The organism is Phycisphaeraceae bacterium, assembly GCA_019454185.1.
Classification (GTDB): Bacteria; Planctomycetota; Phycisphaerae; order Phycisphaerales; family UBA1924; genus JAHBWV01.
In genome coordinates, this window is sequence record CP075368.1 from 132,951 (window position 1) to 157,984 (window position 25,034).

A 25,034-nucleotide genomic window follows, 5' to 3' on the forward strand; every position below is an offset into this window, starting at 1 on the left:
CGGGCGTGTGACGCAGTGGGGGCCGATGTGGAGTGGGCTGATGCGGTGGGTGTTGATGAAGTGGGTGTTGATGAAGTGGGGGGGCCGGTGGGGGGGCAGGTGGGGGGGCAGGTGGGGGGCGAGACTTCATGCGTCACCTCCCGTGTCGTCGACATGGCCCTCGGCTCGGGGCGAGTCCGGATGAGAGTCATCGCCGCGAGCCAACGTGTGCAGCCGCTGGGCCACGACGGAACGCGTGAGGACAGAGCGGAGTTCGGAGAGTTCGGGTGAGACGATCAGTGTGCCGTCCGCGGCCTGGAGTGCCGGAAGTGATTCCAGACGCTCGATCTCGGCCAAGAGCGCCTCGGTCTGGGGAAGTTCCTCGCCGTTCGTGATGTGCGCGTTGAGAGTGGTGGAGGCGGTGGGGAGGTAGCCGAGGCCCTGGAGCGTGACCACGAGCTCACGCTGGATCTGCCATGTCACCCTCTCGGCCTCGATCCTCTCCGCGGGCTTGATCCCTGCCTCGCGCCCGATGCGGCGCAGGCGGCCTATCGCCTGCTCGGCGCCGCGGACAAGGTGCCCCACAACCTGCCCGACCAGCTCCGGGCTCGGCAAGAGGGCGTTCATCTCGCGGACGGCGATGCGGTCGCGGATGACGGTGCGCTCCGAGACCTTCAGGACCTCTGCGATCTCCGGCCCGGAGTACCCCTCGGCCGTCAGATGCTCGACGACGCGTAGGCGGTCGTCCCTGTGGAGCATGACGCCCGACATGCGCCCTTCACGAACATCCCGGATGAGGGAGAGGACTGTCCGCTCTGAGGGCGTGATGGCTTCGGGACCCAGGTGGGGTGCCCCGTGGAAGTCGGACGCAGCGGGAGATTGGCCGTCGCTCGCTCTGCGTTCCGGGTGGGCGGGCTGCTTGTGGTTCTTGGAGCGCGTCGTGCGGGTTCGCCTTGCCATCAGCGTCCCCCTTTCGTCGAGCGTGAGCGTGCTGCGGGTTTGGATGCGCGGCGTGCATTGGCTGCCGGGGCCTTCGCTTCGATGGTCTGTGCGGCGCTGCGATCACTCGGCGCGGCCGATGCACGCGCTGGTTGCCGATCGGTCAGGCGATACTTCTTCGCGATCGCGGGATCGACCGCGCCCTCGCCCGCGAAGGCGATGTAGCGGCGGACGATGAGGTCGCAGTACGTCGGCGAGATCTCGATGCCGTAGCAGCGGCGTCCGAGTGTCTCGGCCGCGATGAACTGGCTGCCGGATCCGGCGAAGGGTTCGTAACAGATCTCGCCGGGACGCGTGTGCTGGTCCATCGGGATGGTGAAGACGTCGAGCGGCTTGGGTGTCGGGTGCTCGGGCCGCTCGTCGCCGTTGGGGATCGTGGGGATCTGCCAGACAGTCGAGAGATACGTGCTCGAGCGGCGCGGCGGCTTCTTGCCGACGATCCAGCCGAACAGACACGGCTCGTGCTGCCAGGCGTACCAGGTGCGGGTGAGCACGCCGCGGTTCTTGGCCCAGATGATCTGGGCATGCACGAACGCGCCGTGCTTGATCCACATGGATTCCAGCATCGCCTGGCGGCGCGACGCGTGCCAGCAGTACCACGCCGCGTTGGGCGCGATGGCCTCCGCGACGGCGGCACCGATGAAGCCGTCGTAGAGCGCCGTGTCTTCGACGGAATCGTCCCACGTCACGCCGTAGGTATCGCTCCAGTCTTTGTTGGCCTTGCCCTTGCCGGGATGGTTCGTGCCGTCGTAAGCAACAAGATACGGCGGATCCGTCGCGAACAAGACGGCGCGCTCGCCGTTCATGAGGCGACGCACCTGCGCGTGATCGGTGGAGTCGCCGCAGAGCAGGCGATGCTGGAGACGCGGGTCGCGCCCGAGTGTGATGAGGTCGCCGGGCTTCGTGATGGCAGGGCCCTTGCCCGCCAGTCGCAACGCTTCTTCGATGTCGAACGATTCCTCGCGTGAGGGGTCGAGTTCCAGCCGCGAGTTTGCGATCAGACCGTCGATCTCGCCCATGTCGAAACCCGTGAGCAGAACGTCGAGGTCGGGCGTTGCGGTGAGCTCGTCGAGCAGGGCGCCGAGCTTCCGCTCGTCCCAGTCGCCGGAGATCTTGTTCAGTGCGATGTTGAGGGCCTTCTCGCGCTCGATGGGCAAGTCGACGACGCTGACGTCGACGTCCTTGACGCCCCGAGCCAGCAGGATCTTGAAACGCTGGTGGCCGCCCACGAGGTTGCCGGTGCGGCGGTTCCAGACCAGCGGCTCGACAAGTCCGAACTCGTCGACCGAGCGCGCGAGCTTCTCATAGTCGGGATCGCCCGGCTTGAGGTCGAGACGCGGGTTGTAAGGGGCGGGATTGATGCGGCGAGCGGCGATGCGCTCGAGCCGGAGCGAGGCGGGCGGGCTTGTGTTCGGCGAGCCGCGTGATGCGGCGGGTACGGCGTCCGCGACGGGCTTGTCGGCTCGCGTGCGTGCGGCACTCTGCTTCGGAGGCGTGGTCTTGGAGGGTGTGGTGCTGGGTTTACTCGACTGGATCGGGCGGGAACTGGAACGAGAACGGATCGTCCGTGACATGCGGGTACTCCTTGGCTCGGTGTCGGTGCCTATGACGAGGACCGACCGGGTGCTGATGAGCAAATACCTTCATAACGAACCTCCTCTTGGTTACGACCCCGCGACGGGCAGGGTCTATGTGCGTTCGGTGCGAGTGTAGCGGGCCCGTGGCGCGAATCTACGAAGCGACAGGTTGTAAACGAGATGGGCGTATCGATGCCGCGAGGGAGGGCGTGAAGGGCGGCAGACTTCCACGAAGGAAAGGAACTGGTGTCGTGTCTTGTCTGGTGAGCGCAGACTGGCCCCATACCCAACTGGCATGGTGAAAGCTGGGAAGCGGCGGTCAGTACGGACTAACAGCTTCGCTCCCAGACGCGCATATCTGTGGCACGATCAGCCAGAAATGTCGTGCATTTGAAGGTCTCAAGAAACTCGTCGGAGACTAGTGCCGCGCCGTCACGGCAGAGCTCGTAATACGGTCGATACGGCTTCAATGTATCATCCACGTATGCCTCGCCGTTCTTTCCGCCTGGCGGACAGCATAAGACATACGCTGTGAATGGCACGGTGTTGATGCCATGCCACCACACGCATGCTACAGGCCGGAGATCATACTGCTTCTCACGTTCTCTCAGGGCAGGTATGTCCTCTGCCTTTACTTCGAGCAAGCGTCCATTGAGGATGTGCTCCACTGAGCCAGTGGGCTCTGTGTTCAGTGCGGCTCGCTCGCTTGGCCCAGCTGCTACTCCATATCGATCGATCGCAGACTGGGGCATGCGGTAGTTAAACGCGCGCAACGCGCCCATTGCCAGAACGGGCGGGTGTCCCTCGGGAGGCGTGTTGGAGATTGTCCTAGCTGCGGACAGCGGGTTCAAAAGGCTTCCATACCCAACAAGTCGAAGTCGGCTTGTCGCATCATCCTTCATCTGCTGTTCGAGTCCATTCCATGGGTACGAGTGCCCAGGAGACGATATCGTCGCTAGGTGCGTCTTGAGTGGCTGCAGTCTCTCTCTCACGGAGGGAAGGTCTGTGTGTATGGTGGGTGTGTCATTATGGCCCGATTGGTTCATTGGTGCTCGACTCTCTATAGTTTGTGCCGTTCAGGATACACTCGGTTCACACATGTCAACTACCGGAACAGGTACCCCGAGATCCTCTGCGAGGATCCGGGCTCGTCTCGTTATGTCACGGACATATCTAACGCGGTAATCGGATGTGATGGTACGAACCTTCGCGACGCGTGCTGCTCTATACAAGAATTTCACAGCCTTGTCCCGGTTGCCCAGGGAATGCTCGCACTCTGCTCTGATCACATAAGCAATGTATGCGCGGAGCATTTTTCTTGATCCACGATGCAGTTTGCGCACCGCATCTCTCAGCTCAAAAGCCGCCCTTTCCACGTCTCCGGAAAGATACCTCGCCACTGCGCGTACAGTATGTAGCAGAGCAAGATTCTCGTGATAGGTAATGTCTTTAATAGCGGGTTCGACGCGATCGACCTCAGCGATGGCCTCCCGATCGCGGCCTGCGTACAATAGCATCCTGGCTCGTCCGACAGCGTTGACCGCGTCCCATCCGAGATTGCCCTGCTGAAGATGCAGAAGCTGTGCCTCGTCAAAGTGCGCAGCCGCCTCTTCAAACCGATCGAGGTCAGAGAGCGCAAGGCCACAGTTCGTGATTGCGCCGGCGACCCAGACGGTATCGCTCAGCGCACGGTTCAGATCTCTCGCTTCATGAAACAGTTGCAGCGCTTGATCCGAACAGCCATTATGCCAAAGCACGATTCCACGTCGATTGAGCACACGAGCAAGCGCGGACTGGTCGCCTGAGCTCCTTGCTGTCTGCTCGGACTGTGTAAGAAGAGTGAGAGACTTGTCTGTATCTCCCTTCCAGTCGTAGCAGTTGGACATCGTAAGCGCAACTTGCGCGAGTTCACTGTGCTGATGCGATGACCGCAGCCTCTCATGGGCCAGTCTAAGCAGTGGTATCGCTTCATCATGATGAGCTGCGTGGCTCAGCATCCTTCCGTGCCACCCCATGGCGATGGCATGTTCCTCACCATCGCTCTGCTGACTCGCCAGTTCAAGAGCGCGTTTGGACTGTTCCAGCGCCTGCGGGTAATCGCCACGAAGCCACAATGCCTCCGAGTAGCGTCTTATCAGTCGTGAACGATGCGCCACGTCGATACTGCCCGGCAGCGAGAGTACGCGTGTGACGTACGCTTGCAGCGTTGCTGCAGGGCCGCAACGAAGAAATGACTCTTCAAGCTGGAGAAGGACCTCGGCTGACGCTCTGATGTCGCCACGTTGGATCTCTTTATCGAGAAGTGCCGCGAGATTCGGTCTCTCAAGCAACAACGCCTCATGAGCGAGCACGTCGTCTGAGCCGCGCATTGCACGATTGCATCGCGTAGCATATGACATGAGGTACGAACGGACGCGCTTCAAATGCTCAGCGTACAGGTCGTCTCCGAGGTCACTGCGGAGACGCTGGGAGGCATACTCGCGTATCGGCTCGTAGAGATAAGCGCGCAGCTCGCCGGTGTATAAGGATGCGTTATGAACAACGCTGACCTCGATAAGACTCGCGTAGCGAAGATCCTGGAGAACTCGAATACTCGGTGAGTCTGGGGTGGTGAGGAGCAAACCGTCCGCCTCTTCCACATTCACACCGACAGGAAAATCAGCGAGTTGAAGGAAGCAGCGGCGTTCAACCTCGCTCATGTGTGACAGTGATGCATCCAATGCGGGGTAGAGGTACGATCGTGATACTGCGTCCCCGGTCGTTAGACGTCGTGGCTTGAGTGCGGCTGCCGCGAGGTTCTGATGGATCTGCCGGAGACTCGCGCTGTCCACGCAAGCTGCGGCGAGTTCGATGCAGGCAGGGAATCCGCCGAGTGCTATGCAGATCCGGGCAATGTGGCGAATATCATCGCCACTCGCTGAGAAACCTGGACGTCGTACAGTTGCTCTATCGATGAATAAGCGAACGCTGTCGATTCGTTCGAGTACTTCCGCTGGAGCACTATCGCACTCGTTCGATTCGGGCACCCTAAGCGGGCGAACCCTGTAAACCTCGCACCTCGGGGCTGAAGGTCCGAGCGTATCCGCGTAGTCTATTGCCTCCCGGCTAGCCGCGACCACCATGAGTTCTGGAGCCCCCTGAAGCCACGCCAGCACCGTGCTCGATGCATGGCCGACCAGACGCTCGAAGTGATCCAAGAGCAAGAGGACCGGGCCTCGTTCTTTCAGTACATTGATCAGCGTCTGCTGAACATGCTTCTGCGCGCCGCTCTGTCGAGTACCTGCGATGAGAACGCCAAGAGACTCTGCAACGCGAGCCGCTGCGTCCTCAGCGGTCTTTACGTTTGCAAGGTCAACTCTGTGTCCCGGTATCTTCCCTTCGCGGGAGATCCGGTGCGAGACGTGTAAAGCCAGAGTGCTCTTGCCCACACAAGGCGGGCCTACCAAGACCACGAGTCGTGTGCCTTTCTCAAGCACGAGGGACTTGATGGTCAGTGCATCACCTTCTCTGCCGACGATTGATTCTAGTGGTTCCGGATCAAGAGGGCGAGCACGTTCGGAGGTGACCCGACTCGAATCGAGTACTCCGTCGCGCGGCTGGTGAGCAGCACTCCGAATCTCTTTGATGAGCTCGAAGAGTATGAGCTCGACACCATCGATTCTGGTGTCGAGCTGGGCGGCGAATACATCGGCGCGTCTGGAAGTAGCTACTGCGCTTTCTGCCACGAGCTGAGTGATCTCGTGGACGCCAAGATCAATCCTGCTCGTAACGCCTGTAAGGTCAGCGACGCGGTCTGCGAGCTCGACCAGTCCATCAGAGAGGCTTCGCAAAGAATCTGAGGAGTGCTCGATGGCAGCGGCAAGTCTCTCGTGTCTCTCTGCCTCCATGCGATGCAATTCTCGCAGCGTCGAGTCGAGGGATGTGAGCATGAGACGCATGCTCTGGATCTCGTTCCACTCCTTTACTTGCGACTTCTGGACTTCTCGCGTAAGTGAGTCAACCACCACGAGCGAGCGTTGAACATCCGCGAGTGCCTCGGCCATCTCGCCCACAAGCATGAACTGAAGCGCCGCGTATGCCGGGTCGTTGTCCGTCTGCGCGAGTTTGAATCCCTCGAAGACCGCCTGAGGAAGCATGCCCGGCAGTCGCTCAGACGCAAACTCAATCGTGGCACGCTCTTCTGGCGTGAGATGGCGATCGGCGATCGCTACAAGGAGATGCTGGAACTGATCTGGTGTCAGCGTCTGAAGGTCGCTCGGGTCGTGCCAACGGCGATTGAAAAAGCGAGTTACAGTTGACTCATCGAGCCCGCGATACGAATGAGCATCGGCGATCTCTGGCCATCGGCGTGGTGCCTGCGACGAGAGTTCTCTGTAGAGACTACGATGTTGGGAAGGTATGTTCTCGTCAATTGCAAGGGCTCCAAGGCAGGCCCCCAAGCACTCGCCTACTTTGCGCGTCACGTCACCATTCGCGAAGAAGGCATCCGGCTCGCGCAGTTTCTGTGCGACACGCTTGGCGAAGCTGGCGTGCTTGTGGGTGAGGATGCTGACGCCTGCGTTGAGTGTGGCACCCGCAAGGCCAGACGCGAGCGCAGTACCTATGCCTGCACCGGCTGTGATGGTGCCTAGCGCACCTGCCGCAAGGCCGAACGCGGTGAGAATTGCTCCAGAGCTCAGTTCACCAGCAGCGACAGCGAGCACCTGCTTTGACATGGTTACCTCCCGGTTGGCCATAGTAGCAGAATGTGGGAGATCAAGATACGGCATCGCGGCAGTGCAAGGCAATCTGAATAGCTTCTTCTTGGGCAGAGTGTCTGTCAGATGTCCATCGATCAGAGCCGCGTTGGCCGATGCGGCAGAGTGAGGCATTGGGCATTTGGCATTGGGCATTCGTGTCCATCGATCAGAGCCGCGTTGGCCGATGCGGCCGATTCAAGGGTTACCGGGTCATCACCTCGCAGTTGTGTCCATCGATCAGAGCCGCGTTGGCCGATGCGGCCTCTGTTTATCCCCATACCCCTGTCACGCTGCAAGTGTCCATCGATCAGAGCCGCGTTGGCCGATGCGGCGTATGGGCGGATCACACAAAGGAGCACGCCACCGAGCGTGTCCATCGATCAGAGCCGCGTTGGCCGATGCGGCGACACCAAGGTGCGCTTCACGGCGACCAACGGCGCGTGTCCATCGATCAGAGCCGCGTTGGCCGATGCGGCACACCGCTAACGCTGGACTACTCGAAGAAATCAGTGTCCATCGATCAGAGCCGCGTTGGCCGATGCGGCGCACGGCTCTCTTGCCCCACGCATGCACGATGTTCACGTGTCCATCGATCAGAGCCGCGTTGGCCGATGCGGCGCAGCTCGACGGTTTCCTGAGAAACGTCTACTTCGGGTGTCCATCGATCAGAGCCGCGTTGGCCGATGCGGCCTCGATCCAGCAACTTTCACCGCCGTAACAGAGTCGTGTCCATCGATCAGAGCCGCGTTGGCCGATGCGGCACAGTCCGGGCCAGTGGTCCGCGCCACGATCATCGGGTGTCCATCGATCAGAGCCGCGTTGGCCGATGCGGCGTCGTGACCAGGGCGAAGAAGTCTGCCGAGTTCGGCGTGTCCATCGATCAGAGCCGCGTTGGCCGATGCGGCGCATAGCGGAGAGCGTGGTGATAAGCATCGGATAGGTGTCCATCGATCAGAGCCGCGTTGGCCGATGCGGCTGCTCGCGATCGACCACGAACCGCCAGATGTTCCCGTGTCCATCGATCAGAGCCGCGTTGGCCGATGCGGCCTACCGAGCTCTTCCTACGTCAGGAAGATGATGGCGTGTCCATCGATCAGAGCCGCGTTGGCCGATGCGGCGCGATCTCGAATTGGTCAAGTGGACCCCGAGCTCGCTGTGTCCATCGATCAGAGCCGCGTTGGCCGATGCGGCGCTGTTTGTGACTTGGACACGCGACACACGCTCCCGTGTCCATCGATCAGAGCCGCGTTGGCCGATGCGGCGTGGTCGGAACCCGTGGCGCGGTGGAGGTCATGCAGTGTCCATCGATCAGAGCCGCGTTGGCCGATGCGGCGCTCCCATCCAGCACCAGCGCGCCCTGATCAAAGGTGTCCATCGATCAGAGCCGCGTTGGCCGATGCGGCGGGGTATGTGCTCAGCGCTCGCAACGGGCTGAAGTGTCCATCGATCAGAGCCGCGTTGGCCGATGCGGCGCTCCGGTCACAAGGACACCCGCTGCATGACCTTGTGTCCATCGATCAGAGCCGCGTTGGCCGATGCGGCATAGCCGACGACATCCAACCGAGACGAATATGCAGTGTCCATCGATCAGAGCCGCGTTGGCCGATGCGGCGTCCCCAACAGGGTACACTACCATCGGCCACAGTGGTGTCCATCGATCAGAGCCGTGTTGGCCGATGCGGCCTTTGATGCCAAAGCGTATAGTTCAGCAGCCGCCGTGTCCATCGATCAGAGCCGTGTTGGCCGATGCGGCCGCGTCAGATGGTCATCAACGATGACCTCAATGGTGTCCATCGATCAGAGCCGTGTTGGCCGATGCGGCGCACCCTCGCCCCCGCTTGCGTGCGGGGTTGAGCATGTGTCCATCGATCAGAGCCGTGTTGGCCGATGCGGCCGCGATTGATCGGTGGATCGACACGAGGGAGAAGTGTCCATCGATCAGAGCCGTGTTGGCCGATGCGGCGTGCGCCGCATTGTGCGTGTACCGCCATAGTGCCTGGGTGTCCATCGATCAGAGCCGTGTTGGCCGATGCGGCCCGACAAGGTTCTCCCCGAACTCAACACCCTCGGTGTCCATCGATCAGAGCCGTGTTGGCCGATGCGGCGGAATGATCCATGCCGAGACGCTCAGCGAGCTCTCGGTGTCCATCGATCAGAGCCGTGTTGGCCGATGCGGCGGCGAGAGGTGCTGGAACCACCGTCGATCATCACGTGTCCATCGATCAGAGCCGTGTTGGCCGATGCGGCTGATGTCGCTTGTGGCGCGTGTTGACGAGATGGAGTGTCCATCGATCAGAGCCGTGTTGGCCGATGCGGCGCAGCAGCGTGCGGACGCGGCTGCGGACTGAGGCGGCGTGTCCATCGATCAGAGCCGTGTTGGCCGATGCGGCGAGTGGAGATTGTTATGCCGCGCGAGTTGGAACGGTGTCCATCGATCAGAGCCGTGTTGGCCGATGCGGCTCGATGGTGTGACCGCTGGCGTGCGCGGCCTGTTGTGTCCATCGATCAGAGCCGTGTTGGCCGATGCGGCGGCGGCTGGGGTGGAGGACTGGAAGGAAATGGCCGGGTGTCCATCGATCAGAGCCGTGTTGGCCGATGCGGCGGCATGCTTCGTACCCGCTCGAATACGCGCATGCGTGTCCATCGATCAGAGCCGTGTTGGCCGATGCGGCCCTCGGGCCACCGGATTGCAGGTGGAGGAACGCGGGTGTCCATCGATCAGAGCCGTGTTGGCCGATGCGGCGACGCCCTCGTCGTGCGCGACGCGCTGGAAGCGAGGGTGTCCATCGATCAGAGCCGTGTTGGCCGATGCGGCGAGCCGACGGGATCGCTCATAATATCTACCGGCCACGTGTCCATCGATCAGAGCCGTGTTGGCCGATGCGGCGGGGCCGTCGCTGGGGTGGACCTCCAACCGGCAGGCGTGTCCATCGATCAGAGCCGTGTTGGCCGATGCGGCGGCTGCTTGGTGGTGTTGGACAGAGACAACAAGGGGAGTGTCCATCGATCAGAGCCGTGTTGGCCGATGCGGCCCGCCGAAGCAGAACGAGAGTCCGCAAGACAACGAGTGTCCATCGATCAGAGCCGTGTTGGCCGATGCGGCGCTCGCTCCCGCCGGCGGACGTCCGGTGCGCCGACGTGTGTCCATCGATCAGAGCCGTGTTGGCCGATGCGGCGAACGGCTCGGTGCTGGCGTTCGGGTACGGCTACGCGTGTCCATCGATCAGAGCCGTGTTGGCCGATGCGGCATGGTAAATTTCGTGTATGTGAAGAATCTTAGCGTGTCCATCGATCAGAGCCGTGTTGGCCGATGCGGCGGCGCGTTGGCGGCCTCGATTGCTCGTATCGCCCGGTGTCCATCGATCAGAGCCGTGTTGGCCGATGCGGCCACGCTCGGCGGTGAGGATCACAAGCGCGGTTTGTAGTGTCCATCGATCAGAGCCGTGTTGGCCGATGCGGCGCCGGCTCGCTTTGAGAACGGCGGACAGATCGTGATGTGTCCATCGATCAGAGCCGTGTTGGCCGATGCGGCCGTCGAGCACGCCCGTGTCGTCCGCCTTGGGCGTGTGTCCATCGATCAGAGCCGTGTTGGCCGATGCGGCACGACGGCTCCACACCCGTCGTGTCGCAATCCATGAGTGTCCATCGATCAGAGCCGTGTTGGCCGATGCGGCGCTTCTCCGCGATCAACACCAACAGCGCATCCGACGTGTCCATCGATCAGAGCCGTGTTGGCCGATGCGGCGAGATGATCGCCACCGGTTCGGGCCAAACCCTCGTGTCCATCGATCAGAGCCGTGTTGGCCGATGCGGCCAAGCCCCGCAAGTCCGAAACCGGCCACAGCACGCAGTGTCCATCGATCAGAGCCGTGTTGGCCGATGCGGCTCGACAGGTCCGCGCCGGGGCGGATCGCCGAAAGGTGTCCATCGATCAGAGCCGTGTTGGCCGATGCGGCTGCCGCACTCGCAAGTCTCTGAAATACGGGCATTTGCAATGACTGTCGCGAGTGTGATCAATGTCGTGGTTGAACATGTGGTATCTGAGGTGCGAGTGCGTGTGCTAAGCCCTTGATATCTGGCCAGTTCCGCAGCCGCGAGCGTGCCCGGCACCCCCCTTCACCACCGTCACGCTCGCGGGGCCGCCGCGAGACGGGCCGCTTCAGCCAACTTGTCAATGAACGGCGTCCGACGCCTGGCTTTGCCTGATGGCGGGGCCAACGCGGGACTGATCGATGCGCTCGGGACAAGCGGTTGCCCGCCTTCATCGCTGAACACCCGGCGAGTTCCCCTCGGGCTGGGCCACATGGGGGCACGGGCTGAAGACACGTTCCCGAGACAAACGGAGTATACCGGCCCTGAGCCGCCCGCTCAATCGTCGTCGGTGGCCCCGAACCGCGAGGCGTTCGTGGCGTTGATCCCGGCCGCGCATGCCCGGGCGACCGCGCCCCAGAAGAATTTGCCCTCGAACCAGCGGTCATTGACGCGGAAGCCCCCGCTCGGGTCGCGGAACAGAACGCGCACGCCGCCGGGCTCGTATTCGTCTTCGATGTCGTCCGCGGGGGTAGACGCGCCTTGAACCCCCTTATGTGCTTTGGCGGCGGGTGTTCGTGAGCGGTCCCCGTGCCGATTGCTCCAATACGGCTCACGTTCCGACGCCTCCCCATCGCCAACCGGCTCCAACACCGTACCGGGGGCCACGTATCCAATACTACTACTGACCGCGCCGTTCCCGTTGATCGTTGCGCGAATCCCGTCGATGCCACGAAGGAACCGAAGACCGACATTTCCCGCTGCATTCTCATCCGCGTCTATGGGCGTGGAGTGAACGGGACAGCTGGTGTTAGCGCAAACGAAGTGTGTGCCGCCATCACGGAGCACCCAGGGTCGGTCCTCTTCACAGTCGAGGGCGTGTGCGTCGTTGTTCGTGCGGGAACGAACATTCGTCGCCACACGCTTCATGGCCGCGTCACGGACGTCGTTAGATTGGAGTAGCCGTTTCATCCAAGTCTGGCCCAGCCAGGCTGGATCGAATCGAACTGCGCGGCAGCCGGGCGCGCCGCAGTGCGAGCAGTACCGTGACGAGAAGCGGGCATCCACCGTGGCAACCGGCACGCCGAACAGGCCGCCGATGTGTTGGGCAAACGCAAGAATCTGACGGTGAGACCAGCGTGCAAGCCCGGCGTTCTCGTTCTTCGGACGATCGGAACTCATCCTGTAGCGGGTCAAGTCTTCGTAGACGAGAACGTGGGCCGGTTTGTAGGCGGGATGTGGATGCCGGGCATCGGTGTCGCTGACGGAACCTGCCGGCTGGCACTGCAAAAGACCGCCGTCATGCTCACGGTACCAGTGGCCGCGCTCGGGCCGGTGCCACAGCAGTTGTCCTGAAATGTCGCGGTATCGCCAGAGCCCGCGGCGAAGGTCCTGCTCGAATCCAAGCGTCTGGGCCACGTCGGCATGCGCGATGAGCTTGGCCCGGTGCTCGCGCAGGTGATCGAGGTGCTCGGTATCACCACGGTTGACCTTGGCGTCGCGTGGTACGCGGCGCACATCACCGGGCCAACGCGGGCGGCAGGACCAGCGCCGGACAAAGTTCTTCACGTCGTCGAGGAAGTTCAGGCGGTTCATTGAGACGCCGCCGCGATGCGTGCGGCCGTGCGGCAGGTTGTTGGCTTCGTCCTTGCGGTCGCCGTGCTTCGTGACCGGCGGTTTTCGGAGCAGGCGGAGCAACCCCTTCTCGAACAGGTCGCGCCTGCCGTCTCTGTCGCCACTGTCGCCGTAACTCCCCTCGCGCATGAGCGCACGGTCAAACTCGAACCACAGTCCGGCGGTCGCTCGGCGACGCCTTTCTGCGTCGTGACCGTCGCACATCGCCTTGGCGAGCGGCCTACAGAGCTGGTGGACCGCCTCCGCGAACGCCTCATCCTCTGCCTGGCGCTTCGCCTTGGCCGTATCGCGGTCGATTCGCTGTTCCTTGGCTTGCTTTTCGGTCGGCACTTCCGTGGTCGGCACCCTCTCAGCGAGCGCCTTGAGTGATGCATCGCGGCCGGCGAGCAAGTCCCACATCGAGCCTTCATGGCCGATCGCCTTCAGAGACTCGGTCATGGCGTCGGTGGATGCCCATCGCACCAGTTGCTCTGCCGCCTTGCGGCAGTTTGCCTTGATCTCCGTCTCGTCGAGACTCCGGGTCTCCGTCTTCCACTTCGTCCCAATGCGTTTGGTGATGTCGTGAGCTCGCTTGCGAACCTTAGCGCCGTCGGCCTTCCGCTGGGTGATGGCCTCGAGCGCCAGAAGCCGGGCGATACGCAGGAGCGAGTTGTTCAGATTGAGACGGGTGCGGAGAGAATACAACTGCTCACGCAGCGCCTGTTCTTCCGTGGGCAGCGCCTCGCCGTCGCCGGGGAGAGAGACCGTTGAAGTACGCACAAGGACTGCGTACACGGGTTTCCCCTCGCACTTGCCGACCTGCCACGCCGTCCTTCCGTCGGGCTTGGTGAATGACAGTCGCCACAACGCGCCGGCTGACGAGGTGCGATAGCCGAGGTCGGTTCCGCGGACAGTGAAGCCGTGGTCGATGGCGTCCTTCGGCCATGCACAGGTGCCGGGTGGCCGAATCGTGCCAGGCTTCGCGGTATCGTCGCTAGCGGACTTCTTTGCCTTGCCTTCGAAGCGGATACCGCCGTCCAGTTTGAACAAGCCCTTGATGCCGTCGCGGGCATTCTTCTTGTCGAGGTATCCGACACCCTTCGTCAACCACTCAGGCAACTCTGCCTCTCCCGCATCGCAACTAAAGTTCGCATAGATGCGAGGCGGCTTCCTAGTCGGCTTGCACTTCCGATGCGAAGCCTCAAGCTCATCGCGTTCCCAAGTCACCTTCATACCGCTAAGCGTTCCCTCGCGGGGCTTGCCGCCGAGAAGATCGTCAAGGAACAGCAACTTATCCGATGCAGAGACATCGCTATTCGCCGGCAACGCAATGCTTCGCTCGAAGTCATCGTAGCCACGCAGCGCGACACAAACGTCGTTCACGCTTCTATATGTGCCGTCGTCTTGCCGGGTGAGTAGCTGACTGCAAATGAGAAGCAGTCTGTGGCCATCGTCGGTCGTTTCCTTGCGAAGTCTGTAGGCCACCGCAGAGTTTGAGACGATTCTGTTCTTGTTATCGCGTCTGCTGCTAAAGAAAGGCCAGACCGGATGCTTGACAGGATCAACCCGCGTCCAGGTGATCGACTTCGGCTGGTCCGCAAGATGTTCGTTGTGGGCGATGAACGCCGTGAGGCAATCGCGGTCCTCGCGGCCGCAGTCGTTGTCGTCGCACTTGTCCGTGCCATCCCAGAGCCAGCGGCGTTCGGGGGACGCGAGCCACTCGAAGAGGCGTCGATCACCGAAGTCCCTTGCTTTCCGGGTCCGCATCTGGTCGAACGCTTCGAGCAGGTCGTCGGCCGATGGAGCCTGCCTGTAGGCCTTGCTCGCCTTGGCGATGAGATCAATCCATTTGTCGCGGACCTTCGCCCACCCTTTGGCCGTCCGCCTGCGGATGCGCGGTTGCTCGGCGGCGCTGAATGCAGTGGCTTCGAGATGCTTGGGCATCTCATCTGTTTCGTATTCGCGCAGGGCCTCGACCCACTTCCTGCCGGCGAATGCGTGTCGCTGCTCGAAGTCGCCAGCCTCGCCGTCCGGCGGGTTCTCGAACTGGATGTCGTACGGCGTGAGGCCGTCCTTCCGGATGGGTTTGCCATCGCGCTTCGTGCGAATCCATCCGCCACGTTCAAACAGGCTCGTCCGCAGTTCCCACAGCAGCCGCTCCGTCGCCCGACGGCGGACCCAACCCAGGTGGCTCCGTACCCGCTGACCGGCCATGTTCCAGATGGCGTAGTTCCACTCCGCCGATCCGCTGTCGATGCGGAGATATGCGCTCGGGCGCTGAAGTCCGGGAAGTGGGAGACAGTCCAGCTCCAAGAGTCGGCGATAGGCGGCGATGCTCCCACTCACGGCCGAATCTTCGACACGCTTTTCCGCCTTCGCCTTGTCAGCCTCCCAGGTGTTTGCATACTCACACAAGGGTGTTTGAACGTCGCACCACGCTCCTGTATGTTTCTGCTTCAGCTGCTTGAGCAGGGACTTGCCGTCGTTGGCCGCGCTCTGAAACTCCGTAGTGGCAGTGACTCGTGCTTCAAAGTCGCTCCAGCTTGATGCGGAAGGTGCTGTGGCCGCGATCGCCTGCTTCAGCATCCATCGGGGCCGGCGACCGCTCTTCTGCTTCGGCTTGCCGGTCTTGTCCACCCCGCGATCCCTGACCCCCTTCGCAGTTGACGTTTCGAGCGTCAACAGGTCCAAGTCGTCTCTTGGCATCTGGGCACCGGAACTGTCCTCGCTGGACGGGCACAACTCCTTGGCGATGCGGCGGCAGCACTCAGCCAGCTCGACGGCTTCTGCTTCGGACTTCCCTTTATCTCTGAAGGCGTCGAGAAGTTCGCGGTTCTCCAGCAGCGCGAATGAACCCGGATCCTTCTCGTGCCGCGACCTGGCTTCATTGAGCGCATCGAGCGTCGTGATCTCCTGCCACTCTCGCCAGATGCCGTCTCGCTTCTCTCTGCACACACCGGCACCGCGATGCATGCGGAGCAGCCATCCCGTCAGGTACGTAACACCGTTATTGAACACCTCGCGTGTGTCATCAAGCCACCTTCCCACGGATCCGATCTCGTCGGCGCGTCCACAGAAGCGAGCGCAATCTGCAACTGGCTGATCTGCTCGCAAATCAAGCCGCAGCTTGTAGCTTTTGGTTGACACGAGTACCTCCGGCGCAAGTCGGCCCAGCGATGATTGCCACGCAGTAGAACAATAGTACAACGGATAATCAAATCACCACCATGCCGCTTTCGGCTTCCGGCACGCCGACACCCATGAAGGTCGACGACTCGCGGGCGGCCTGCTCGTTGGATCCGAGGTCCACGATCAGGAGTTGGTCTTCCTTGAGGTTCAGGATCTCGCGGGCGGCGTTCTCCAGGCGAACCCGGTCGATCGCCTTCAGCGTGCAATAGAAGACCGAGTATTGCCACGGCTCGCCATAGGCCTTCATGAGTTTGTGGATGCGGCGCAGGCGCTTGGGTTCGCGGATGTCGTAACAGACCAGGAAGCAGCGGCGCATAGGTCATCTCGTGGTGAGGAAGGAGAGTGTCGGCACCTCGCCGAGGAGCCACGCGGCGACAAGCCGCGCGTGGAGCATGAGCATGCGTCGGTAGCTCAGGCGATACTCGAAGACCGGGTGCGTCACCTCGGTGTCCATGCGTCGGCCGTAAGCCCCGAAGAAGGCCTTGCGTCCGTAGTCTGTCAGGGCACATCCGGCGGCTGTGTTGAGGAAATGCCCCTCCGCCAGTTCGCCTCGGTTGAACGCTGAGATGGCCACAGAGTCTGCGATCAGAGGACGGAATGGCTCCATCAGGTCGAGAGAGAGAGCTGGGCGACCTGGGCGAGTCACATGCAGGGCACCGATCGTCGGTTCGAGACTCGCGAGCCGCGCTGCCGCCGTGCATTCGTGCGTCAGCATGGAGTATGCGAATGAGAGCACGGCATTGATCGGATCGGGCGGCGGGCGTCGCTGGCGACCGTTGGCGTCGAAACGATCGGCGATTTCTCGCACGCCCTCCTTGAACATGCCGGCGAAGTGAGCGAAGTAGATCGCCGCGGCATTGCCCTCGTGGCCACGGAGGACTTCGAGAGTGGGTGCTGACTCAGCGGACCCGATGCACTGCTGGAGGTCGTCGGCGACACGTGCAGGCAAACCGCTCCCGAGGCAGTAGTTGCGCATCAACAGCGTGCGCTGATTCGCGATCTTTGCGACCGTGACCGCGCGAGCGAGTTCAAGAGCTCTCTCGGGCGTGTCGAGCGTTCGGATCTGTGCCGCACGGACGGCAGCACTGGTCGGTCCCATGGGATCCATCATCGCGACCAGACGCCCAGCGCCGGTGAGGTACGCAACTGGGACCTCGTGCTCAGCGAAGACTGTCAGTGCCTGTGTGGACACTTGTACGCCGCCAACGACAGCCAGTGATTCCACGTTCGCGAGCGGCAGGTCGCGGACGACTTCCCCATCCTTGTCTGTGATGCGTACGGATTGGCCGCGCACCCCCACACGGATTCCATCGCGCTGCAGGACGACATGAATGCCGTCATCGCGGGGTGGCCAGAGTTTGCGAGGCGTGAGTTCTTCGGGTGGTGGGCAAGGGGCATTGCCACCGATCGTGACGGCGGTCAGTCGCTGGTGATTGATCTCGTCGGGGAGGCAGATCGGCTGAAGGGAGCATCGCGGGCAACGGGGATCGTTTATCAAAGGAGGAGGCCGCGGTCCTTCTACCGCTCGTTTGGCCTCGGCAAGCGTTGCGAGGGCGAACGATCGAAGGCCTTCATCTACAGGAACCCGGAGCTTCAGACGCTCCGATGCGTAGTAAAGATACGCCTCGGGCACCGTGTATCCGGCCTCTTCAAGGAGCAGAACCTGGAGCCCAATCTGCACACGATCTGTCGGCCAGGGCTCAGGACCCGGGAGGAGTCGGGGCTGCTCCATCATGTCGTCTGTTGGCTCAGCGACTTGTCCAGAACGCTTGGGCCGGCCCTTGCGGTACTCGACCGGAATCGCCGTGTAGCCCGTGACCTCGGCTAGGTCAAGAGTCGCTGTCAACCCGAGGCGTTCGCTGGTCAGCACCAGACTCCGTACTGAAAGTGGCCTCTCGGGATCTGAGTCCGTACTACCGGATGATGCGGGCTGCGATGGGCTCTTGGGCTTTGGTTCGTTGGGCGATTGGCTTGGACGATCTACCCGTCGATGCACGCCCGTACCCTGCTCCGTATCAGAGCTGGGCAGGAAGACGCCCTCGACCGTCATGTAGTAGAACAGCCGTGGGCAATACGCATGTTCGGCAACGCCTCGGCATGGCCACATGTGAGCACCTCCCGGGGCACAGATCGGCATGTGGAACTGTGTTGGTGAGCAGCGTTGGCGGTCTCGCGAAAGATATAACAACAGGGTGTCACCACGTGCTGTAGAAGGCCACACCTGAGTGACGGCGCAGACCACAATGACAACGACCCCTTTACGTATGTCATGCGCAGGAACGTCGACATGCCCTGCACTTGTTCATGCCACGGAGGCCCCGGAAACGCCATGAAACGCATGCAGATCCGTCGGGCTACAACGCCACAAGCGGGCACCCGCCCACTTGCGCGTGACATGCCCACTGCTTGCCCACATTCTGGACGCTGATCGCGGATTCCTCGCGACATGGGCCGGATCGCCTTGCCTGTGCGCGATGATCTTGCCCTGATGTCTCTGACGCGGGCGGCACTTTCACGGAGCTGCCGCCGCCCGCGAAGGAGAACGCCATGACGCACGCGAACCAGATCTCGCCGTTCTACCAACTCAAGGCCGCCGCGAGGGCGGCGCACGAGCGCCTTGGGCTTCGCCACCAACCGGTGGTGGTCCGCAGCGAGGAGAGCGCCTTCAGCATCGCCGACCGCACCAGCGCGGGGACGGTGGTGCTGGGCGAGGGCGCGTACTGGGTGGTCTGCCTCGCCGACGCCGAGCGGCTGGTGAACGCCGGGTTCGAGTACGCCCCGAGGCCGACGAACCGCTGAACCAACGACCAACGCGCCACACACCGAAGGAGACGATTCATGACGAACCCCCACGAGACCACACCCGATCCCACCAACCCCAAACCCTCGCTCGACGCGCTCGCCAAGCGTCACGACCTCGACGAGGAACTCGAATGGGCCAAGGCGGAACTCCTGCTGGAGACCTTGGAGACTCGCGGTCGCGACGCGCTCGACTTCCACGAGATCCCGGTCTGGTCGATCCGGGACATCGTGCGCCACGCCTTCGAGAGCGGGTACAGATCCGGCTTGCACGCTGGCTATCGCCAGGGGCGAAGCGACGCCTGCGACGAGGCACGCGGCAAGGAGGCCCGAACCCAGCCCCGCAACCCCGACCTCGTAGACCGATCCACAACCCACCCGACGACCTGAAGCCCGCCCCAACGAGAGTTGACGGCGGGCTTCGCTGCTTTTGGACCCGACCCGCACCACACCACAGACAGGAGCACCACCATGCACGACACCGACCTTCAGGACATCCTGCTCAACTCCATCCAGAACATCCTCGACGCCAGGGACGAGGTCGAGGGCGAGGACGACGACATCGCCCTTGCCGAGATCGCCCGCGACATGGTCAACGACCTTGACGACCTCGCGAACGTCACCACCTTCGAGCGGGCCATGCTGCTGACGACCAACGCCGGGATCGTGCTGCGCTTCGGCGACGGTTCGGTCTTCCAGATCTCGATCGTGCAGAGCAGGTGACCCCCACGCCTCGCTCATCCACGCGCCGCTCCGGGAGACCGGTGCCAGCGCGATTCCCCGGAGCGATGTGCGACGGGTTCCACACCCACGACGGAGACCACCATGTCCAAGAAGACCCCCACGACGAAGTCCAATCCCGCCAGCAAGACGAGCAGCAAGCCCGCGCCGGACACGGTCGCGAACGACAAAGCCCGCGCCGACGCACTCGCCAAGTTGAACGCCAAGCCCGACGCGACGGCCAAGGACGCCAGCAAGGGCGGCACGAAGGCGTCTACGACGTCGGCACCGAAGCCCGCAACCAAGACCACCGCCAAGCTCAAACCCAAGCGCCTCTCGGCGCTCGACGCCGCGGCTCAGGTGCTGCAGGGCTTGCCCGCGAAGGAAGCTCGGCTCGGACTCTCTGCATCCGAGCTCATCGAGCGCATGGCGGCCGCACGCCTCTGGACCAGCCCGGGCGGCAAGACACCCGCCGCGACGCTTTACGCCGCGATGACGCGTGAGATCTTGGCCAAGGGCGATGCCGCTCGCTTCGTGCGCCTCGAAGCCACCGATGGTGGGAAGCGCGGCCGCTTCGCGGCATCGGCGCACCGCACGACCAAGCCCACACCCGCGAAGGCCGCCTCACAGAAGGGAGGCGCATGAGCCGCACACGAACCCGCAAGGCCCCACGCACATCCGCATCCAGGCCCCTCGTCGATCTCGCGCGGCTCGATTTGCACGGGCACGCCGAACTCCTCGGCCTCTGGCGTGCGTACGGAGGAGAGGGCAAACCGCCCCAGCGTCGCTTCATGATCCGCGAGGTCGCGTTCCGGGCACAGGCGCATGTCTACGGCGACTTCGACCCGGTCACCCGGCGTCTGCTCAAGGTCGCGATGCGTGACGCGTTCGTGGATCGCCCTGCATCATCAGCAAGCCCCGACCCGGATGCACGGACCCGACGCCCGACCGCGCCCACCGTGAGCGCCGCGCTGCCATCCGGCTCGCGGCTGGTGCGGCAGTGGCGGGGTCGCACCTACGAGGTCACCGTCGTCGAGAACGGCAAGGCCTACGTCTACAACGGCACCACGTACCGATCGCTCTCGCGCGTGGCGTCGGTCATCACGGGCTCGACTTGGTCGGGTCCGAAGTTCTTCGGCATCTCCAGCCGCGCCACCCGCAAGGGGGAGAACGCATGACGCGTGCGGACCCACACGCTCGAAGCGGACCAACCTTGACGGATCCCAGCTCCTCGTCCGGCCTCCGGCAGTACCGGTGCGCCGTGTACACGAGGAAGTCCAGCGAGGAAGGGCTGGACATGGTCTTCAACTCCCTCGACGCCCAGCGCGAAGCGGGGCTCGACTACATCAAGAGCCAGCGGAGCCACGGCTGGGTCGCCATCGACGACCTCTACGACGATGGCGGGTTCTCCGGTGGCAACACCGAGCGCCCGGGTCTCAAACGCCTCCTGGCCGACATCCGATCGCAGCGCGTGGACATCGTGGTCGTCTACAAGGTGGATCGCCTCTCGCGCTCGCTGACCGACTTCGCGCGGCTCATGCAGACCTTCGACGAGCACAGCGTCTCCTTCGTCTCGGTCACCCAGCAGTTCAACACCACCACCTCGATGGGGCGGCTCACGCTCAACATGCTCCTCTCCTTCGCCCAGTTCGAGCGTGAGATCGCGGGTGAACGCATCCGCGACAAGGTGGCCGCGACCAAGCGCAAAGGGCTCTTCGTCGGCGGCAACCCGCCTCTCGGGTACCGCAGGCCGATGCCGAGCGATCCCAACCCCGCCAACAAGGTGCTCCGTGTCGTGCCGGAGGAGGCAGCGATCGTTCGACGCATCTACGCGCTCTATCTCGAGAGCGGCTCGCCGCTGGGCGTCGCGAAGCAACTCGAAGCCGAGGGGACCCCTCCGCCGCGGCCCTCGAAGAACAATGACCGATCGCCCGGCGACAAGCGTTGGGACACGTCCGTCATCAGTCGCGTCCTGACCAACGCGATCTACATCGGGCAGATCGTCCACGTCCGAGGGCACAACCTCCCCAAGGGCAAGGGGCGAGGCACACGCGAGGTCTGGCCGGGCCAGCACGAGGCGATCATCGACCGGGCGACGTGGGATCGGGTGCGTGCCCGCATGGACCAGGCGAAGCCCAGGGCAGAGCCCCGTTGGACCCACACCCACCTGCTCAAGAAGAAGCTCAAGACGATCGAGGGCGTGACCATGACCCCGGCCAACACCGCGAACCTCAAGGGAGATCGCGGCAAGCACATCGTCCGGTACTACATCAGTCTCAAGGCGTGCAAGCAGGGTTACCGCACCTGCCCGATCGGGCGCGTCAACGCGGGGTTGATCGATGATCTGGTCCGTGCGATGGTGCTCGACCGACTCGAAGCGGCGCACGGGCTGATCCTCGACGAGATCGAGGCCACCAGCCGCGACCACTGGGTGCGAGAGATCATCGAGAGCGTGGTCCTGGGGCTCGATCACATCGATGTCGCGCTCAGCATCGCGCAGATCCGTGCGTGCGCCGACGCGCTCGGCGAAGCCGCGCGGGCCAAGCCCAATGGACGGGCTGGCGATCGTCCTCGACGACGCTGCCACTTCACGCCGCAGGTCCGGATCGAGCCATCGGAGCGGCAGGGCATCAGAGGCGGGCGCGAGGTGCTGACGACCGAACTCCAGATCAAGCGTCACGATGGCCGACGCCTGCTGCTCTCGCCCGAGGGGCGCGACCTTGTGCCGCGCCTGAACGCGGCGAGCACGCTTGTGCCATCGCCCCACATCGTGCGTGCCATCGGGCAGGCCTTCGTGCTTCACGAGGCCGTGATGCGCACACGCGGCGAGGTGAACGCGATCGCCGACCAGCACGGCATCCACCGCAGCCGCGTCCATCATCTGCTGCACCTGACGCGGCTCTCACCCGCAGCGATCCGTGCCGCGCTCACAGGCACGCTCAGCCCGCGGATCGCGCTCGAGGACCTGCACGACGCGGCGGACTCGCTCGACTGGTCGCTGCAGGCGGTTCGACTGGGCCTGCCAACGCACGGCAGCTGAGCGGCCCCAACTCACGACATCACCACCCGCCCGACACGCCAGCATCCCGTCTCAGGCCAGTTGCGTGAGAACTCATGCGCCTCGGCTCCAGAAGCATCGCGGTTCCGGCCCGAGACACTGCATGCCTCCGTGCCCGAGCCGCGGCTCACGCGAAAGTGGGCGACTCAGAACAATCGGAGCGCGCACCGTGGCCCGAGACACTGCCAAACTCGCCGACTCAGAATCCGGTCCCCAAAGAGGTGGAACCGGCGCGACGTTCTGGGTTCTGAGAATCCGGCCTCGCGGGAATCTCGCGAACGTCCGCGAGGAACTGGCCGCGGATCCGCAGCGACGGAGTCACGGCCCGGAGAGTCCGGGTTTGGAACGGAAAGGGGGGGATTCGAACCCCCGATGAGCCGGAGCCCATACCAGATTTCAAGTCTGGCGCATTCAACCGCTCTGCCACCTTTCCGGGTGTGGGTGAGAGTCTAGGTCGGAAGGGCGTCGTCGGATCTCAGTCGCCCCCTATGGCGTAGGGCGGAAGGTCTGTATATTGATCTCATGGAATCATTCGTTCGACTCGGGCGAGGGCGGGTGGCGGCTCTTGGCGTGGTAGCGGGCGCAGCGTTGTGCCTGGGCTGGCTTCATGCCAGCGGGAGCACGGGCGATGGAGAACCGGCTGCTCGCATCGGCCCGGGCGATCTATTCGCATCAAACGAGCCCGCGATGATGGCCGTGCGTCGCGAGTTGCGTCTGGGGCTGGTGCCGAAGCCGGCAGAGCCGCCCGCCTTGGCGACGAGCATCGAGCCCTATGTCGCGAACGAGATCGACCGCTTCATTCTCGCGCGGTGGTCGGAAGCGGCGGAGGCCGGCGCGACGGGCTTCTCGCCCGATGCGATACCAACGATTGACGACCACACCTTTGCGCGGCGCGTGTATCTGGACGTGATTGGTGTGGTGCCGACGATCGAGGAACTGGATCGCTTCGTCTCCTCGCGAGAGCCCGACAAGCGGGCCTCGCTCGTCGCCGAACTGCTCGCACGATCAGGCGATTACGCCGATCACTGGACGCCCTTCTGGGAAGACGCGATCGCCTCGTCGTACGCCGCGTTGCAGGGAGGAATCCCCACGCGGGGCAACTACCGCAAGTGGATCAACGAGTCGTTCAAGGAGAACCGCCCCTACGACGTGTTTGTCGCGCAGATCATCGACTTTGGTATCCCCGGCGCGAACCCGCCTGTGATGACGCAGGCCAACGGCAAGCCGGCGCGCGTCGTCTTCGTGCGGAACGAGACGCACACGGAGACGCTGCAGACCGCGGCGGTCGCGGCACAGGTGTTCATGGGCACCGCCATGAAGTGCGCCTCTTGCCACAATCACTTCGAGAACGACGAGTGGCCGCAGACGCGATTCCTCGCGTTCGCCGGGCTCTTCTCCGAACACGATCTCGAGGTCATCCGTTGCGAGAAGAACATGGGTCGAAGCGTCGTTGCGGCCTTCCCGTTCGAGCCGGACGGCGGAGAGCCGGCGATTGCTGAGTGGCCGACGGATATCCCGACGGACGAGGCCGGGCGTCTGCGTCTTGTGTCTGCGATGATCACGGACCCGGCGAACCCTCGTTTCGCGCGATCGATCGTCAATCGGTTGTGGAAGCGGTACATGGGCCTCGGGATGTTCGAGCCGGCAGACGACTACCGACTTGATGTTGAGCCATCGCACCCCGAGTTGCTCGACTGGCTGGCGTATGACCTGATGGCGCACGAGTTTGATCTCAAGCGGACGATCACGCTGATCCTCACGAGCCGCACGTATCAACTGCGTTTCGATGCCGCGCTCGCCGATGTGTTCGACGTTGCCGATAAGCACGCGCCGCGCTTCTATCGCTCGCCGACCCTCAGGCGGCTGACGGCGGAGCAGGTGGTAGACAGCGTGCGGGTCGCCATGCATCAGGGGCTCGAGCCCGCGCGGCGCCTGTATCACGTGAATCAGTCTACGGCGTTGAGCCGCGCGCTCGGCAAGCCGGCCTCGCGCAACGAGATCAGCACACAGCGTCCGGACGATGTCGCGGTGGTGCAATCGCTCGAGTTGTTGAACGGTCCGGAGTTGCTCGCGCTCATCGGCAATGGGCCGCTGCTCGATCGTCTGGCGGCGGCGACTGAAGCCGAGGTCGCGGGCGTGATCTACCGGGCGTTCCTTTCGCGTCCACCGTCGGCCGAGGAAGAGCGGGTGGTGATGGTGTATCTGGCAGAGGCGGGGGAGGGGCGCGAGGCGCGGCGTGCCGCGGCTATCGATCTGTGCTGGGCGATGGTTGTGTCGCCTGAGTTTCAGTACGTGAAGTAAGAAGGCACGAAGGCACGAAGGCACGAAGGC

13 protein-coding genes, 1 tRNA gene and 1 CRISPR repeat array are annotated in these 25,034 nt (G+C 63.2%); of the genes, 7 read left to right on the plus strand and 7 right to left on the minus strand.

Annotated features, from left to right (window positions below):
* Positions 1-126: 126 nt before the first annotated feature.
* From KF838_00520 to cas1, 6 genes are all read right to left on the minus strand, one after another.
* Positions 127-939: a hypothetical protein gene (locus KF838_00520; GenBank protein ID QYK48351.1), complete on the minus strand. Its 813-nt coding sequence runs from the start codon at positions 937-939 to the stop codon at positions 127-129.
* Positions 939-2,552: a DNA modification methylase gene (locus KF838_00525; protein QYK48352.1), complete on the minus strand. Its 1,614-nt coding sequence runs from the start codon at positions 2,550-2,552 to the stop codon at positions 939-941. Before KF838_00525 ends, KF838_00520 begins: the two co-directional genes overlap by 1 nt.
* Before the next feature lie 1,079 nt (positions 2,553-3,631).
* Positions 3,632-7,270 carry a tetratricopeptide repeat protein gene (locus KF838_00530; GenBank protein ID QYK48353.1) on the minus strand — a complete coding sequence of 1,213 codons (3,639 nt, stop codon included), beginning with the start codon at positions 7,268-7,270 and terminating at the stop codon, positions 3,632-3,634.
* A 108-nt stretch (positions 7,271-7,378) separates the two neighbouring features.
* A CRISPR array of direct repeats spans positions 7,379-11,250; the repeat unit is 36 nt; unit sequence GTGTCCATCGATCAGAGCCGTGTTGGCCGATGCGGC.
* Between the two features lie 412 nt (positions 11,251-11,662).
* Positions 11,663-16,084, minus strand: coding sequence for a type V CRISPR-associated protein Cas12b (gene cas12b, locus KF838_00535; GenBank protein ID QYK48354.1), 4,422 nt, complete (start codon positions 16,082-16,084; stop codon positions 11,663-11,665).
* A 67-nt stretch (positions 16,085-16,151) separates the two neighbouring features.
* A complete protein-coding gene (gene cas2, locus KF838_00540; protein QYK48355.1) occupies positions 16,152-16,442 on the minus strand; it encodes a CRISPR-associated endonuclease Cas2 in 291 nt (96 codons plus the stop codon).
* Positions 16,443-16,445: 3 nt separating this feature from the next.
* Positions 16,446-18,233, minus strand: a complete 1,788-nt coding sequence (gene cas1 / locus KF838_00545) for a CRISPR-associated endonuclease Cas1 (GenBank protein QYK48356.1) — start codon at positions 18,231-18,233, stop codon at positions 16,446-16,448.
* A 440-nt stretch (positions 18,234-18,673) separates the two neighbouring features.
* Here cas1 and KF838_00550 point away from each other — a divergent pair, with 440 nt between their 5' ends.
* From KF838_00550 to KF838_00575, 6 genes are all read left to right on the plus strand, one after another.
* Positions 18,674-18,925, plus strand: a complete 252-nt coding sequence (locus tag KF838_00550) for a hypothetical protein (GenBank protein ID QYK48357.1) — start codon at positions 18,674-18,676, stop codon at positions 18,923-18,925.
* 39 nt (positions 18,926-18,964) lie between these two features.
* Positions 18,965-19,315: a hypothetical protein gene (locus KF838_00555; GenBank protein QYK48358.1), complete on the plus strand. Its 351-nt coding sequence runs from the start codon at positions 18,965-18,967 to the stop codon at positions 19,313-19,315.
* 81 nt (positions 19,316-19,396) lie between these two features.
* A complete protein-coding gene (locus KF838_00560; GenBank protein QYK48359.1) occupies positions 19,397-19,648 on the plus strand; it encodes a hypothetical protein in 252 nt (83 codons plus the stop codon).
* Positions 19,649-19,750: 102 nt separating this feature from the next.
* A complete protein-coding gene (locus KF838_00565; GenBank protein QYK48360.1) occupies positions 19,751-20,290 on the plus strand; it encodes a hypothetical protein in 540 nt (179 codons plus the stop codon).
* Positions 20,287-20,823, plus strand: coding sequence for a DUF2924 domain-containing protein (locus tag KF838_00570; GenBank protein QYK48361.1), 537 nt, complete (start codon positions 20,287-20,289; stop codon positions 20,821-20,823). Before KF838_00565 ends, KF838_00570 begins: the two co-directional genes overlap by 4 nt.
* Positions 20,824-20,906: 83 nt before the next feature.
* Entirely contained in the window at positions 20,907-22,685 is a 1,779-nt protein-coding gene (locus tag KF838_00575) for a recombinase family protein (GenBank protein QYK48362.1), read from the plus strand.
* A 364-nt stretch (positions 22,686-23,049) separates the two neighbouring features.
* On the opposite strand, the gene KF838_00580 is transcribed toward KF838_00575, so the two are convergent.
* A tRNA-Ser gene (locus KF838_00580) sits at positions 23,050-23,136 on the minus strand.
* A gap of 89 nt (positions 23,137-23,225) precedes the next feature.
* Between KF838_00580 and KF838_00585 the strand changes: the two genes are divergently transcribed.
* A complete protein-coding gene (locus KF838_00585; protein ID QYK48363.1) occupies positions 23,226-25,004 on the plus strand; it encodes a DUF1553 domain-containing protein in 1,779 nt (592 codons plus the stop codon).
* The last annotated feature ends 30 nt before the right edge of the window (positions 25,005-25,034 follow it).